This is a genomic window from Nocardia sp. CDC159 (genome assembly GCF_023740735.1).
GTDB lineage: Bacteria > Actinomycetota > Actinomycetes > Mycobacteriales > Mycobacteriaceae > Nocardia > Nocardia pulmonis.
The window spans coordinates 1-14,928 of sequence record NZ_JAMRXH010000020.1 but is presented as its reverse complement, the minus strand read 5'-3'; the positions used below and the strand labels follow the sequence as shown (position 1 = coordinate 14,928).

Sequence of the window (14,928 nt, the reverse complement as noted above, 5' to 3'; positions counted from 1 at the left end):
TGCCATTATCGGGTCAGCTGCTGAGGGCCGTCTGCTGCGGGGTGTCCGGGCGCGGCGCGTCGAAGGCGGCGGGAGCGGGGCCGAAGGCCTTGCGGGCGTTGCCCACCACGTTCTTACCCATGACTCGGTTGCCGAATCCACCGATGACCGCGCCGATTCCGGCGGGCAGCACCTTGCCGAACATCAGCACCGCGCGCTTGGTGAGCAGCTGCACGACGAAGCGCTTCATCAGCCCGTCGTTCATGCTCCGGATGCCGGGAATCTTGTTGGCCAGCAGGTCGGGCCAGTTCTTGGCCGAGCGTCCGACCCCCTGCTGCACCACCTGCATGCCGCTCTCACCCAGGGCGACGCCCAGCACCAGCGCGCGGCGGCGCTCCTTGTCCTCGAGCACGATGCCGTGCACGGACGCGACGGCCAGGGTGAAGACGGCGGAGGAGTTGAGGAAGAAGGCCGTCTCCGCCGTCATCGCGAACAGCGACAGGATGGTGCCGATGCCCGGCACGGCCGCGATCGCGCCGACGGCGGTGCCGCTCAGGGTCACGGTGAGCAGGAAGCGGCGCTCCAGGCGCGCGATGATCTGGGCGGGGTTCTCGTCGGGATGCTTGCGCCGCAACTTCTCCACATACCGCCGCACCGCCGGGGCCTGCACCCGCGAGCCGTTGTCCAGCAGCGACCGCACGACCTTCTCCATGCCGGACTTGAACATCGACAGCACCATCCTCTCGTTGTCGGCTTGTGCACCGAATATCCGGTATCGAGCGATCGACACCGGCGAACCGGAATCGTCACGTTGGGCGGAAGGCGACCTTGTCAGCCTATGCGCTCACCGCGCGGGGGCCTGCCGTTCGCGGTAGGGTTGCTTCTGTTCGGGAGGGCCGGGGGTGGACGACGGCTATTCGAGGTCGCGATGGTGGAGCATCTGACGGTTCGGACGCCGCAGTTGGATGTCGACGTGCGGGCATATGGGGCTGCCGATGGTGCGCCGGTGCTGTTGGTGCACGGGTGGCCGGATGGGCCCGCGGGGTGGGATGTGGTCGCGGGCAAGCTCGCGGGGGAGGGGTACCGGGTGGTCGTTCCGGCCCTGCGGGGGTTCGGTGCCACGCGGTTCGTCGAGGAGGCGACGCCGCGGCGGGGACGGCTGATCGAATTGGCCGAGGATGTGGCGGCCCTGGCCGAAGCGCTCGGCTGGGGGCGGTTCCTACTGGCCGGGCACGATTGGGGCGCGCGGACGGCCTACCGGCTCGCCATCCTCGATCCGCGGCGGGTGATCCGGCTGGCCACCCTGGCCGCGCCCTGGGCACCGGCGGCGCCGGAGCCGATCGTCTCGGTGTCCCAGGCCCAGATGTATTGGTACCAGTGGCTGTTCAACACCCCGATGGGCCCACGCCTGCTCGCCGCGGACCGGCACGAATTCATCCGGCACATCTGGCGCGAATGGTCACCGACCTGGCAACCGGGCCCCGGGGAGATCGAATCGGCGCTGGCGGCGAGCGACAATCCGGACTGGATCGAGGTGACCCTCGACTACTACCGCAACCGCTGGGATTGGGGCGGCCGGGAGGCGGCGGACCCGGAGGCCGAGGCGAGTCGAATCACCGTGCCCACCTTGACAATTCACGGCCGGGCCGACGGCTGCGTGGCCCCGGCGGCGCTGGCCGGGATGGCCGAGCGCTTCCCGGCCGGATTCGAGGCGCGTCTGCTCGACGACGTCGGCCATTTTCCGCATCGCGAGGCGCCCGACGCGGTCGCACAGGCGCTGCTGCGCTGGTTCGCGGGTGCGCAGCGGTGAGCGCCGCGCAGCCGCCCCGCGATATCGACGCGCACTGCGCCGAGCTGGTGGCCGCGCTCGCCGCGCGGAGCGCGCCCGCGGCGGTGGGCGCGGTGGTGCGGGTGGTCGCCGACCGCACCGGCCGCCCCATCGAACTGCGGCCCGTATCCCTCGGCGGCACCGAGGTTTTCGGGCTCTGGGTGGCCCTGGCCGACCACGATCTGATCCTCTACGACAGCACCGCCAGCCCCGCCCACCGCAATCACATCGTGCAACACGAACTGGGCCATATCGTGCTCGGGCACGGTCCGCTGCCGAGTGCGGAATACGCGAACAGCCGCTGCCGCAGCGACTTCCACGATCCGGTGGAGGAGGAGGCCGAACTGTTCGCGCGCAGGCTCACCTGGCGGCTGACCCGATATTCGGCCACCGCGGCGTCGTCGGGGGTGGCCCGGCGGATCACCGACACGCTCACCGGGGGTGAATCATTTCGCTGAGCTCCGACGCGGCGCATCTGATCGGATACGAGATTCCCGCGGTCCTGTTCGCCGTCGGTGCGTGCTGGGTGGGCGCGGTGCGGTTGCGGCGGCGCGCCGCCACGCAGTGGCTGCTGTTCTGGTCGCTGCTGCTGGGCTTCGTGTTCTACGAATCGGCGGCACTGATCTTCGTTCCGGGTCTGGCCGAATTCTTCGGCATCCGACACGGATTCGGGCTGCTGACCCAGATGACCGGGCTGGCCTGGAACGTCTCGACCGTACTGCTCGTGCTGAGCTGGCGCCACGGCGAGGTGCCGCGACGGCGGGCGTGGCAGCTGGGTGTGCTGTTCCTGGTGGGCGAGCTCCTCTTCGCGGTGACCTTCGTGTGGATGTATCCGGGACCGGCGGGGGCGAACTACATCGTCCATGTGGCGGGGCGGCCGGTGGGCACGGTGTACCTGCTGACCTACGCGGTCTCGATGCTCGCCACCAAGGCCATGGTGGTGGCCATCTGCCTGCCGCAGCTGCGGCATGTGGCCGCGACCACGACCCGGATCGGTATCGTCGCGGTGATCGTCGGATCGGCCCTGATCGGGACGTTCGGCCTCGCGCGGCTGCTGTCCGGAATCCAGCCGCTGATCGGGGTCGACGCGCAGCGCTGGGAGGCGGTGGCGCTGCTGCTGCACGTCCTCGGCGCGGTCGTCTACGTCGTGGGCATCGTCTTCGTCGAAATCGCCTCGGGTGTGGTTGTGCTGGTGTCCGAGGCGCGCCACCTGCTGCGGTTGCGGCCGCTGTGCGCGGCGGTGGTGCGGGAGTTCCCCCAGCTGGACGAGCCGCCGCGACCGGCGCCGGGCGATCTGCTCTCGGCTCAGCGCCTCGGCACCCAGGTCGTGCGCCGGGTGGTGCTGCTGTCGGACGCGGCGGTGCTGCTGGGTCGCGGGGCCGCGGCGGAGCCCGGAAAAATCGGTGCGCCAACCGATTTCGACGACGATGTGCACGCTGCCTATCGCGCCGAGCTGCGCCGCATGCTCACGGCCGCGCGGAGCTATCGCCGGACGCGTCGCCAGGGGCCGCCCGCGGCGGTGTTGCGGGACTGTCTGGCCCCGGATCGTCCACGGGCGGAAGCCCTTCCAGAGCCCTGATGTTGTCGATGATCTGGGCGATGTGCCGCAGCGAGGTCTCGCTCAGGCCCGCCGCCCGCAGCCCGAGCGCGCCGACCCCCGCCCTGCGCATGGCCTCGGCGAGTTCGCCCTGTGCGTCGTCGGGTCGTTCGTCGTCGAGGAAGTAACTGGGCGGCACCTCGAAGTAGCGGGCGAAGGCGCGGACCAGGTCCAGCCGGGGTTCGGGCGCCAGATTGTTGCGCAGCTGCGACAGATACCCCTTGCTCAGCGGCACCCCGGTGGTGCGTTCGAAGTCGCGGATGAAGTGGCTCAGCGACATGGTGACGCCGGTGCGGGCCTCGTGCTCGGCGATCAACCGGTTCAACCGAGCGGCGAACGAATCGCCCTCGGTCGGTTCGGCGGCGCGGCTCATTCGCTGTCCTCACTCGTTGCTGATCGGTGGCGGTGTGTGCGAGTGTAGCCTAATTCGTTCACGGGCATGAACGACCCTGGTTGGTCGTTTGACTTAGAATTTCAACGAATTCGTTCATTTTCGTGAACATCGCGGTTCGTCCCCGTTACGAGCGTGTTGAACTGCCGTTTCCCACCAAGTCGGGGAAATTATCGATCTTGCGCAAGTTTCTTTCAGTCGTTACTGTTCACGGCAGTGAACGCCTCCGGGCGCCCACCGCGCGGTGACAGTGCGGTCGCCGCAGGAATTCTCACCTGCGAGGAGTAGTCATGCTGAGCTTTCCCCCCGGACACCGGCCGCGCTACCGCGACTTCGAGATCCGCGCCGTCTCCGACGAAACCATTCGAGAGGGTTGTGAGCGCGCGCCCTACGGCGCCGACGACCGCCAGAAGCTGCGGCTGATCGAGGCCGTCACCGCCGCGGGCGTCACCGATATCGACGTGGGCTCGGGCATCACCGAGCCGGGCTTCGTGCGCTCGGTGCTCGACGACAAGTTTTTGCTCGGGCGCATTCCCGAGGCCGCCCAGTTCTCGTTCAATCTGACGCTCAAGACCTGGGAGCCGCTGGTCGCCGAGCTCGAGCGGCGGATGCCCAAGGAGTATCTGGCCGAGCTCTACGTCAGCGTCGGAATGATCGAAATCGACTCGCGGAACCGGCTTTTCGAGCGCGTCGTGGAGCGGTTGCGCTCGATCGGGGTGACCAAGCTGCGGTCGAGCCTGCTCAACGCCTTCGGGATCACCGTCGACGAGGACAAGTACGACCACCTGTCCCGGCAGCTGGAGCGGTGCCGCCAGCAGGGCATCACCCTGGTGCGCATCAACGACTCGGTGGGCACGCTGATCCCGGATTCGACGGCCGTGCTGGCGGCGAATCTGGTGCGCGACAATCCGGAGTTCACCTTCTACCTGCACGGCCACAACGATCGCGGCCTGGGCACCGCTAACTCGCTGACCTCGGTGTTCCACGGTTTCCAGATGATCGAGGGTGGTGTCGCGGGTGTGGGCAACCGGGCCGGTCTGGCCGAGCTCGAGGTCATCGCCGCCACCTTCGCCGACAACAACATCGGCGTGGCCGCCGCGCCGCTGGATGTGGACAAACTCGGTGCGGCCGCCCGGCTTTCGGAGGAGGTCTTCCTCACCGCGCCCGATCCGTACCGGGCGGTGAGCGGCTTCCTGGTCCGCAACGAGAATGCGGGCATCGTGAATGTGCCGGACTACCTTGGGGTGTCGCGCGGGGTCGACTACTTCCTCAACCGAATCGGCCTGTTCCCCGCCTATATTCGCCAGATCCTGGCCGAGGGCGGGATGGATTCGCAGATCCTGGCCGACGACGCCTTCATCGAGGATGTGTACGCGCGCCTGGCCACCCACATGGACCGGCTGTTCGAACGCAAACAGGCCGAGTTCACCCGCCTGTCGGGACAGATCAGGTCGTTCTACGACGAGATCGTCCGGCTCGACGAGGTCTACACCTGCGCGCTGGAGGCGCTGCGGGAGCGCACCCAGGAGCTGGTGTCTTGAACGTCACCGTATTCGGGGCCGGTGGTATGGGCCTGTACTTCGCCGCACTGCTGGCCCGGGCCGGGCACCGGGTGACCCTGGTGGGGCGCGAGTCGACCGTGGCGGCGGCCGCGGCCGGTCCGCTGACCCTCACCCGGGGGGAGGCGGTTGTCGAGATATCCGGTGTCACCGTGGTTTCCGAGGTTCCCCCCGAACCCGTCGATCTGGTCGTGGTCGCGGTGAAGGCCTGGCAGGTGACGGAGGCGGCCCGAGCGCTGCGCCCGACCGTCGGCCCGCGGACGGTGGTGCTGCCGCTGCAGAACGGGGTGGAGGCCGCCGGGGAACTGGTGCAGGTACTCGGGCCGCGCGGGGTGCTCGGGTGCAGCGCCGTGGTCATCGCCAAGCGCACCGGACCGTTGGCGGTGGCCTGTCTGGGTTCGGATGCCGCACTCGAAATCGGGCCCGCCACCGAGGGTTTCGGCCTGCCGCTCGGCGCGACCGTGGACGCGCTGACCGGGGCCGGAATCGCGGTGAGTGTATCCGACGACATCGAGGCCACGCTGTGGCGCAAGCTCATGCTGATCTCCTCCTACGGCGGTGTCGGGGCGCTCGCGCGGCAGCCGGTCGGGGTGACCTCGACCGATCCACACACCCATGAACTGGTCCGGGCCGCCATGGTCGAGGTGCTGGCCGTGGCGCGGGCGCGAGGGGTGCGGCTCGGCGAGGCCGATGTCGACGGGATGATGAAGGTGTTCGAGAGTTTCCGCCCCGACACCACCTCCTCCATGCAGCGCGATCTGCTGGCCGGGCGGCCGTCGGAGCTCGAATTCCAGAACGGCGCGGTCGTGCGGTTCGGGCGCGAGGTGGGGGTGCCGACGCCGATCCACCGGTGTGTGTACGCCTCTCAGCTGCCGGGGGAGTTGGCCGCGCGCAAGGAGGCGTGATGTCGCGAGAACTGTTGGTGGACAAGGCCGTCTCGCGCGCCGAACCGGCCGCGATCGGCCTGGCCGGGGTCGTCGCGGTGAGCATCGGCAACTTCCTGGTCGCCTTCGATGCCACCGCGGTCTATGTGGCGCTGCCCAGTGTCACCGCCGATCTGCACGCGGGAACCGCCGCGGGGCAATGGTTTCTGGACGCCTACACCATCGCGCTGTCGGTTTTCCTGCTGGCATCCGGGGCACTGGGCGACCGGGTCGGCGCGGCGCGGGTCTACCGCTGGTCGCTGCTGGCCTTCCTGCTGGCCTCGGTCGCCTGCGCCGCCGCGACGGCCCCGGCCCAGCTCATCGCCGCGCGGGCCGTCCAGGGTGTGAGCGCCAGCTTCGCGCTGCCCATGACCCTGGCCATCCTGACCAAGGGGGTCCCCGATCCGGTGCGCCGATCGCGGACCATCGGCGCCTGGGGTGTCGTCGGCGGGGTCGGCATCGCATCGGCGCCGATCCTGAGCGGGCTCATCACCGGCTATCTGGGCTGGCGATGGCTGTTTCTGATCAATGCGCCGGTCTGCCTGATCGCGCTGGTGCTGTTGCGGTCGTTCCGGGATCGGCCCGCCGACCGGCCCGCGCGCTTCGCCCCGGGTCCGCAGGCGCTGCTGTGCGTGGTGCTGGTCGCGATCGCCTCGGTGCTGATCGAGGGGCACGAGATCGGATACGCCGACCCGTGGATCGTGGCGCTCGCCGCGGTGGCGTTCGCGGGTGTGGTGGCCCTCGGGTGGCTGCAGGTGCGGTCCGCGCAGCCGATGATCCCGCGGGCGCTGTCGGGGAATCGGTCGTTCCTGCTGATCGTATTCGGCGGCGGCTGTTATCAATTCGCCTCGTACGGCTCGTTGCTGGTGCTGTCGCTGTATCTGCAACGCGTGCACGGCATGTCGGTGCAGCGGGCGGGATATGCCCTGCTGGTGTGCTGCCTCGCCTGGTTCGGCGGCAATGTGCTGGCGCTGCGGGTGACCCCCGCCAATCGCCGCACGGTGATCATCGCCATGGCCACCACCGGCGCCCTCGGCGCGCTCGCCACGGCCGCCCTCTCGCAGACCGGAAACCTCACCGTCACAATGATCCCCACCGCGGCGATCGGCCTGGCCGCGGGTCTGCTGGCCTCCTCGCTCAGCGCCGCCACGATGCACGTGGCCCCGGCGGAGGTCTCCGGTTCGGCCTCGGGTCTGCTCAACACCAGCCGCCAATGCGGTATGGCCCTGGCCATCGCGGCCCTGGGCGCGATGGCCACCGGCTCGCTGCCCGCGCCGATGCTGCTGATCGGGGCGGCGTTCGCGGTTGTCGCGGGGGTGGGTGTCGCGGTGCGCGCGGCGGTGTGATCGCGCGAATTCCTCGAAGAGGTGGCGCGAATGCACCCTTCGGGGCGGGCGCGGATGTCTACCATCGGTAGCCGCCGCTGAGTGTCGACGACGCCGTAGTGAGGGGGAGCGATATGTCCGAGCCATCCCACTCCTATGTCATTCGGGGTGGAATCGAGGGCCGTGAGCGGCTGCGCGTGCTTGCCGCCATCATGGAGCCGACGACTCGCGCACTGTTCGCGCGGCTGCCGGTTCGGGTGGGCGACCGCTGCTGGGATGTGGGCTGTGGCGGCGGGGACGTGTCCGCGCTGCTGGCCGACCTGGTCGGTCCGACGGGTTGGGTCCTCGGTACCGATATCGACCCGGTCAAGGTCGAACTGGCCGAGGCGGAGCGCGGCGACCGCCCCAACATCTGCTACCGCGTCGCCGACGCCATGCGTGAAACCCCCTCGGAGACCTTCGATCTCGCCCACGCCCGCTACCTCCTGTCCCACCTCACCGATCCCGCGGGCACCCTCGCGGCCATCCGCTCCGCATTGCGCCCCGGCGCTCTGCTGGTCGTGGAGGACGTCGACTTCAGTGCTCCCCTCTGCGATCCGGACCGCCCCGCCTTCCGCCGCTACCACGACCTCTACACCCGCACCGCGCAGAGCCGCGGCGCCGATCCCCTGATCGGCCCCCGCCTCCCCGCCCTGCTGCGCGCGACCGGCGTCACCGACGTCCAGATCTTCATCCACCAGCCCGCAGGCTTCGACCACGCTCCCAAACACCTCAGCGTCCTGACCCTGGAAGGCATCGCCCCCATCGCCCTGACCGAAAACCTCACCACCCCAGCAGAATTGGAGGACATCCTCACAGACCTCCGCGCGGCAGCCGACGATCCGGCCGTCCTCCTGGGCTGCCCCCGCATCGTCCAAGCCTGGGGCAGGGTGCCCTGAGCGCCGAGGGCGGTGGTGAACCCGGCCGATTTCGCTTGGGGCGTAACCCGTTCCCGGCCGCCGGGCCGCTGGCCTACCGTGGCCGCATGCGTTCACCGATCACGGGTACCGCCGCGGGCGTGCCGTTCACCGCTCTACCGCCGGACGGCGACGGGGCCGCCGCTCTGATCGTCACCTGGCACATGCTGGATGCGCCGAGGTCGGATGCCGCCTTCGCCGCGGCATTGCCGATGGACGGGCTCCCCGCGTGGCGGGTGCATCTGGGCATGCCGATGTGCGGTGCGCGGATGGTGGACGGCAAGACCGATGCCATTGTGGAGCTGTTCAGCAAGGATCCGCTGATGTTGTTCCTGCACCCGTTCGTCCGGCAGGCGTGCGAGGAATTCCCGGCGGCGCTGGCCTCGATTCGCGCGCAGCTGCCGGTCGACGACGGCCCGATCGGGGTGCTCGGTGGTTCGCTGGGTGGGGCCGTGGCGCTGCGGATCCTGGCCGAGACCGATATTCCGGTCTTCGCCGGTGCCGTCGTGAACGCCGCTATCCGGATGCGCTCGGTCGTGGATCTGTTCCCGGGTGGCTATCCCTACGACGCCGAGTCCGAGCGGGTCGTGGAAAGCCTGGACTTCATCGCCAAGGCGAAGGCCATCGCGGCGCGCGCACCGCTGCTGGTCGTCAGCGGCGAGCTGGATCATCCGGCGCTGCGTGCCGATGCGATGCGCCTGGTGGAGGCGGTGGGGGATCGGGCCGAATTGCTGTCGATACCCGGCCTGGCGCATCCGCTCGCCGACGAGCCGGGCATCGAGCCCGCACCACAGCTGCCCCTGGCCCGCGAGGTGGATGCTGGTCTGGTCACCTGGTTCCGTCGGCACCTGTCGCAACGGAGCTAGCTGTCAGCGCCGCAAGGTATCTCGCACCCGCTACTCGACCCCCTTGCGGGTGGACGCCCCGCATGACGTGACCGCCCGAGGGGCCGAGAGGTGAAAGCCGTTGCGGGAAGGGGAAACCCGGTAGTGTGCGGCCGGGCCGTACCGCGGGTGGATCCCGGAATCGGGAGACAAGACGCCAGCTGATCGGAGAGGCTGCGAAGTCGACCGCGCTGGGAACAATTTTTCTTCCCACTCAAATGTATAGCCGCTGTACCCTCTTGCCGCAAGGCCCCCTCGAGGGTCCATACTCGTCGCCCGGAGCACGAGTGGAACAGGAGGGGAGAAAATGGCCGAGGAAATGGCGCGCGGAGTCGGTCCGGCGAAGATCGACATCGCCTACGAACGATGCGGCGATCCGGAGCACCCGCCGGTGTTATTGATCATGGGCGCGGGTGCGCAATTGATCAATTGGCCGAATGGTTTGTGTGCGGGGCTGGTCGAGCGCGGGCTGCAGGTGATTCGGTTCGACAATCGGGATGCGGGCCGGTCGACGCATTTCTCCGACGTGCCGCCGCCGGATTTTCCGGCGGTGCTGGCCGGGGACTTCTCGACCGTGCCGTACACGCTGTCGGATATGGCCGCCGATACCGTCGGGCTGCTCGATGCGCTCGGCCACGAGAGCGCGCACATCGTGGGCGCCTCGCAGGGCGCGATGATCGGCCAGACGATGGCGATCGACTATCCGCGGCGGGTGCGCTCGCTGACCTCGATGTTGTCCACCACCGGAAATCCCGAGGTCGGCAGGACCGATCCCGGTGTGTTCGAGCTTCCCGGACCCAACTCACCGGATCGAGCGGGTTTTGTCGAGTGGCGGGTGCGGCTCGGCCGCGCGCTGGCAGGATCGGGATTCGCCTTCGACGCCGAGGCCGCGGCCGAGCTCGCCGCCCGGGCGTGGGATCGCGACCACGACGGCTCGGCCATGCTGCGGCAGGTCGTGGCCGTGGTCGCCTCGGGTGATCGCACGCCGCGGTTGCGGGAGCTGGACGTTCCGGCGTTGGTGATGCACGGAACCGAGGATCGGATGTTCGACATCAGCGGCGGGCGCGCGACGGCCGAGGCGATCCCGGGCGCGAAACTGCGGATTTTCGAGGGGATGGGCCATTCGCTACCGCGCGAGCTGTGGGACACCTTCGCCGACAATATCGCGGAGTTGACTCTTTCGAATCAGAGGAAAATTCTCTAACATTGACAGACGGTCAATCGAATAAGACACGCGAGAGATCTTCACCTATATTATCGCACAGCGAGGTGGCTTTGTCAAAATTCGACTACGAGGCCGAATTGGCGGCCGAACGCGCACACGGCGCATTTCTCTACGAGAAATTGGATGCGGTCCGACGGGCCTCCTCGGACGACCTGAACCGCACGCTGCGCGAGAACCACGCGGCGACCGGACAGGACCGCTGGCAGCGCGAGGTGGCGGTCGGCACGCTGAGCGATGCGGTGAGTCGCTATCACGCGGCGGAGAACGGGCTGTGCTTCGGCCGCCTCGACGGCGCGGACGGGACGATCTATGTGGGCCGCATCGGCCTGTTCGACGAAACGCGTGACTACGAGCCGTATCTGCTGGACTGGCGGGCGCCCGCGGCCCGGCCGTTCTATACCGCGACGGTCGCCTGCACCGAGGGGGTGCGGCGGCGTCGGCATCTGCGCACGCGCGGTCGCGAGATTCTCGGTTTCCACGACGACGTATTCGATCTCGGCGCCGACGGGGCCGATCCAGACGCCGCACTGCTAGCGGCCCTGGACGCACCGCGCGAGCAGACCATGCGCGACATCGTTTCCACGATCCAGGCCGAACAGGACGAGATCATCCGGCTGCCGCATGCGGGCATCCTGGTGATCGAGGGCGGGCCGGGGACCGGCAAGACCGCGGTCGCGCTGCATCGGGTCGCGTATCTGCTCTACGCCCGGCGCGAACAGCTCTCGCGGCAGGGTGTTCTGGTGATCGGTCCCAACCCGGCCTTCCTCGACTTCATCGGCAATGTGCTGCCGTCGCTGGGGGAGACCGATGTGGTCTTCGCGACCCCCGGCGAACTCTTCCCCGGGGTGCGCACCGATCGAGAGGACGCGCCGGAGGTCAAGCGGGTCAAGGGATCTCGCGCCATGCTCGAGGTGCTGACGGCGGCGGTGGCCGATCGTCAGGAACTGCCCGACTTCCCGATTCCGGTCGCGCTGAGCGATGTGACGGTCGAGGTGGACGAGGAGGTCGTGGCGGTCGCGCGGCGGCACGCCCGGGCCACCGGTCTGCCGCACAACGAGGCGCGCGCGGTATTCCACGAGCGCCTGCTGGACGGGCTCACCGAGCGTGCGGTGAGGAGTATCGGCGAGGGCTGGCTCACCCGGCGGGACCGGGCGCTGCGCGCCGAGCTGGCCCGGGACGCGCGGGCGGAGCTGGCCGAACACGCCGAGGTGCGGGCGGTACTGGACCGGCTGTGGCCCGATCTCACTCCGCAGCGACTGCTGTCGGATCTGTTCACCTCGGAAACTCGGCTGGCGGCCGCCACGGCGGCCCTGCCGGAGGCGGACCGGGAGCTGCTGCTGCGGGAAGACGGTGCGGCCTGGACGATTTCGGATGTGCCGCTACTCGACGAGGCCGCGGAACTGCTCGGCGTGGATCGGCGCGCGGAGCGGGCGGCGGCCGCGCGGGAGCGTGCGGCCCGCCTCGAATACGCCAGGGAGGTGCTGTCGATCATCGACAACCCCGACGAGGAGTACGGCGACGACGAACTGCGGGTCACCGATGCCATCGATGCGGAGGCCCTGGCCGAACGGCAGACCGAACGCGATCATCGGACCCTGGCCGAACGCGCTGCCGCCGACCGGGATTGGACCTACGGCCACGTGGTGGTGGACGAGGCCCAGGAACTGTCGGAACTGGATTGGCGGGTGATCATGCGCCGCTGTCCGAGCAGGTCGATGACGATCGTCGGCGACCGCGCGCAGCGCCGCTCGCCCGCGGGCGCGCACACCTGGGGGCAGATGTTCGACCGGTACACACCGAACCGGTGGGCCTACCGGACGCTGTCGATCAACTACCGCACGCCGGGGGAGATCATGGCCGTGGCGGGGCGGGTGCTCGAGCGGCTGGATCCGACCGCGCCGATGCCGAAATTAGTACGCCACAACGGATTCGAGCCGACGTGGACGGAGGTTTCGGCGGCCGGGCTCGCCGCCGCCGTTGCCGAGCTGGTTCGCGACGCCGCACCCGCGACCGGTTCGCTGGCGGTGATCGCCCCGGCGGGTTGCGCGCTGGATCCGGACGGTCCGGTCATCACCCCGGCGGCGGCCAAGGGGCTGGAATTCGATGTGGTCGTGCTGGTCGAGCCGAGCGCGATCCTGGACGGCTCCGACTACGGCGCGGCCGATCTGTATGTCGCGCTCACCCGGGCGACGCAGCGGCTGCACATCGTGCATGCGCAACCGTTGCCCACCGGGCTCCGGCCGTGATCGCCGAGATCGTGGGCCCTACTTCAAACTCATACGCGCGCCGACGCTTTCGAGCTTGGCCTTGGCCGCCTCGGCGGCATCCTTGTCGAGCTTCTCCAGAATCGCCTTCGGCGCCGCCTCGACCAGATCCTTCGCCTCTTTCAGCCCCAGTCCGGGCACGATCTCCCGGACCGCCTTGATGACCTGAATCTTCTTGTCCCCGAAGGATTCCAGGATCACGTCGAACTCGTCCTGCTCCTCCGGCGCCGCCTCCGCGGCGGCGCCCGAGGCGGCGGCGGGAACACCGAGCACGGGGGCGGCGGCGGTCACGCCGAACTCCTCCTCGAATGCCGTCAGGAACTCCGAGAGCTCGAGCAGCGTCATGCCCTTGAAGACCTCGAGCAGTTCGGCGGTGGTCATCTTGGCCATAGCTTCATCCCTTGCTGACCAGGCGATACCTCCATGATAAGGGCATACTCGGCCGATTTTCGGTCGAACCGTACGAACCAGCGACAGCCCGGCACCGAATAGTAGATGCTGTCCATCCGCGGCAGCGATACCTCGGTGTGCGAAAGGATGTCGATGGTTGCTCGGCGATTATTCGGAATGCTGGGTGGTTGTCTGGCTGTGGTGGGGGTGGTCGCGGTTCCGGCGTCGGCGGACGCGGTGCAGCGCAATGCGACCTATCGAATCTTCTGGGAGGCGGTTCCGGCCTACCGGGTGGTGCCCGGCACCCACCACACGGTGTGGGCGGTCGACTCCGAGACCGGCTGGGATCATTGGGTTCTCACCCCCGTAGGCGGTTCGTTCGCGCGCCCGATCTTCCAGATCCGCAATGTCGCGAGCGATCTGTGCCTGGCGCCCGCACTGCGCCGGGCGGCGAGCAGCGATGTCGAAATGGCCGAGTGCGGTACCGGAACCGAACAGACCTGGTATATCGACCCGATCGGCCCGAGCCACAGCATCGCCCTGGTCGCCGACCCGGCCCGGAAGATCTACGCCAACAAGACGACCGGCACCGCCGGAACCCTGCTCGAGGGCGTGATCGCCGATACCTCCCAATCCCGTTGGATATTCCGGCGGATCTGAATCATTAATCGCCGCCGAATCGGGCACAGCGACGAATGAGGGTTGTCACGCTGGGCAGATTCGGGAGGCGTATGCGATGTGGGAAGCACGCCCGGACCCTTTGCTACGGCTCGGCGCGACATCGAGCGCCGTGGCGGGGCTGCGCGAGATCATCGCGAAGGAGGAACCGCTCGGCCAGGCGCTGACGCGGGTGGCCCATGCGGCCGCCCGCGCGGTGCCCGACGCCGATCTGGTGAGCATAACCGTACTGTCGGAACAGGTTTGGCGCACCGTCGCCCGCACCGCCGACGATGCCGTGCCGCTGGATCGTGAGCAGTACGAGTCCGATCGCGGCCCGTCGCTGGAGTCGGCGCGGTTGCGGCGGCCGGTGCGGGCGCAGATCGGTCGCGAGCGCGACCGCTGGCCGGAATTCGACACCTCCGCCGCCCGCGCCGGGGTGCGCGCCTATCTGTCGGTACCGCTGCTGGTGGAGGTCGCCGAGAGCGTGCAGCTGCTCGGCTCGCTCAATATCTACAGCCACAACGCCGGTGCCTTCGATCCGTTCGACGAGGGGTTGACGAATCTGTACTCGGTCGCGGCCGGGCAGGCGATCGCCGCGGCCCGCCGCTGGCAGGCCGCGCGCGAATCGGTCGCGCAGCTCGAGCGGGCGCTGGAGACGCGCGCGGAGATCGATCAGGCCAAGGGCGCGCTGATGGCCATCCACGGCTGTACCGCCGACGAGGCCTTCGCCCGGCTGGTCGAGCAGTCGCAGCGGCACAATATCCGGGTCCACACCCTGGCCCGGCGCTTCCTCACCGAACTGGGCAGCCGGGCGGCGTCGGACTAGGGCGTGTCCTGTAAGTCATCGCAGCCAGAGGATGATGGCGGCGATGGTGAGTTCGGCCTGGTAGTAGGCGGCGCGTTTGGCGTAGCGGGTGGCCAGCTCCCGGAATTGTTTGAGCCGGTTG

General features: G+C 68.9%; 15 protein-coding genes. 12 read left to right on the top strand and 3 right to left on the bottom strand.

Features of this window, described 5'->3' with window-relative positions; all coding sequences use genetic code 11:
• Nucleotides 1–13: 13 nt before the first annotated feature.
• Nucleotides 14–691 (bottom strand): hypothetical protein, encoded by a 678-nt coding sequence (locus NDR87_RS31770; RefSeq protein ID WP_372494361.1) that lies wholly within the window; start codon nt 689–691, stop codon nt 14–16.
• 216 nt (nt 692–907) lie between these two features.
• On the opposite strand from NDR87_RS31770, the gene NDR87_RS31765 reads away from it, so the two are divergent.
• From NDR87_RS31765 to NDR87_RS31755, 3 genes are all read left to right on the top strand, one after another.
• A complete protein-coding gene (locus NDR87_RS31765) occupies nt 908–1,789 on the top strand; it encodes an alpha/beta fold hydrolase (RefSeq protein WP_251917529.1) in 882 nt (293 codons plus the stop codon).
• On the top strand, nt 1,786–2,265 hold the full coding sequence (locus NDR87_RS31760) for an ImmA/IrrE family metallo-endopeptidase (protein ID WP_251917527.1): 480 nt from the start codon (nt 1,786–1,788) through the stop codon (nt 2,263–2,265). The genes NDR87_RS31765 and NDR87_RS31760 overlap by 4 nt, the downstream gene beginning before the upstream one ends.
• A 77-nt stretch (nt 2,266–2,342) precedes the next feature.
• The gene (locus NDR87_RS31755; RefSeq protein ID WP_251917526.1) at nt 2,343–3,386 is read left to right on the top strand and encodes a hypothetical protein; all 1,044 of its coding nucleotides are present in this window, start codon (nt 2,343–2,345) and stop codon (nt 3,384–3,386) included.
• Here the strand turns inward: NDR87_RS31755 and NDR87_RS31750 are convergent.
• Nucleotides 3,274–3,777 carry a transcriptional regulator gene (locus NDR87_RS31750; protein WP_251917525.1) on the bottom strand — a complete coding sequence of 168 codons (504 nt, stop codon included), beginning with the start codon at nt 3,775–3,777 and terminating at the stop codon, nt 3,274–3,276. The genes NDR87_RS31755 and NDR87_RS31750 overlap by 113 nt on opposite strands.
• Nucleotides 3,778–4,085: 308 nt before the next feature.
• Here NDR87_RS31750 and NDR87_RS31745 point away from each other — a divergent pair, with 308 nt between their 5' ends.
• The 7 genes from NDR87_RS31745 to NDR87_RS31715 all read left to right on the top strand — a co-directional run bounded on the left by NDR87_RS31745 (nt 4,086) and on the right by NDR87_RS31715 (nt 12,913).
• The gene (locus tag NDR87_RS31745; RefSeq protein WP_251917524.1) at nt 4,086–5,336 is read left to right on the top strand and encodes a 2-isopropylmalate synthase; all 1,251 of its coding nucleotides are present in this window, start codon (nt 4,086–4,088) and stop codon (nt 5,334–5,336) included.
• The gene (locus NDR87_RS31740) at nt 5,333–6,259 is read left to right on the top strand and encodes a ketopantoate reductase family protein (protein ID WP_251917523.1); all 927 of its coding nucleotides are present in this window, start codon (nt 5,333–5,335) and stop codon (nt 6,257–6,259) included. Before NDR87_RS31745 ends, NDR87_RS31740 begins: the two co-directional genes overlap by 4 nt.
• On the top strand, nt 6,259–7,623 hold the full coding sequence (locus NDR87_RS31735) for an MFS transporter (RefSeq protein ID WP_251917522.1): 1,365 nt from the start codon (nt 6,259–6,261) through the stop codon (nt 7,621–7,623). The genes NDR87_RS31740 and NDR87_RS31735 overlap by 1 nt, the downstream gene beginning before the upstream one ends.
• A 113-nt stretch (nt 7,624–7,736) precedes the next feature.
• Nucleotides 7,737–8,540 (top strand): methyltransferase domain-containing protein, encoded by an 804-nt coding sequence (locus NDR87_RS31730; protein ID WP_251917521.1) that lies wholly within the window; start codon nt 7,737–7,739, stop codon nt 8,538–8,540.
• Nucleotides 8,541–8,626: 86 nt separating this feature from the next.
• Entirely contained in the window at nt 8,627–9,424 is a 798-nt protein-coding gene (locus tag NDR87_RS31725) for a S9 family peptidase (protein WP_251917520.1), read from the top strand.
• Nucleotides 9,425–9,749: 325 nt separating this feature from the next.
• Nucleotides 9,750–10,646: an alpha/beta fold hydrolase gene (locus NDR87_RS31720; protein ID WP_251917519.1), complete on the top strand. Its 897-nt coding sequence runs from the start codon at nt 9,750–9,752 to the stop codon at nt 10,644–10,646.
• 71 nt (nt 10,647–10,717) lie between these two features.
• Nucleotides 10,718–12,913: a UvrD-helicase domain-containing protein gene (locus NDR87_RS31715; RefSeq protein WP_251917650.1), complete on the top strand. Its 2,196-nt coding sequence runs from the start codon at nt 10,718–10,720 to the stop codon at nt 12,911–12,913.
• An 18-nt stretch (nt 12,914–12,931) separates the two neighbouring features.
• On the opposite strand, the gene rplL is transcribed toward NDR87_RS31715, so the two are convergent.
• The gene (rplL, locus tag NDR87_RS31710) at nt 12,932–13,321 is read right to left on the bottom strand and encodes a 50S ribosomal protein L7/L12 (protein WP_251917518.1); all 390 of its coding nucleotides are present in this window, start codon (nt 13,319–13,321) and stop codon (nt 12,932–12,934) included.
• 153 nt (nt 13,322–13,474) lie between these two features.
• On the opposite strand from rplL, the gene NDR87_RS31705 reads away from it, so the two are divergent.
• Nucleotides 13,475–13,981 carry an RICIN domain-containing protein gene (locus NDR87_RS31705; RefSeq protein ID WP_251917517.1) on the top strand — a complete coding sequence of 169 codons (507 nt, stop codon included), beginning with the start codon at nt 13,475–13,477 and terminating at the stop codon, nt 13,979–13,981.
• Nucleotides 13,982–14,057: 76 nt separating this feature from the next.
• Nucleotides 14,058–14,807, top strand: a complete 750-nt coding sequence (locus NDR87_RS31700) for a GAF and ANTAR domain-containing protein (RefSeq protein WP_251917516.1) — start codon at nt 14,058–14,060, stop codon at nt 14,805–14,807.
• Nucleotides 14,808–14,928 lie beyond the last annotated feature (121 nt).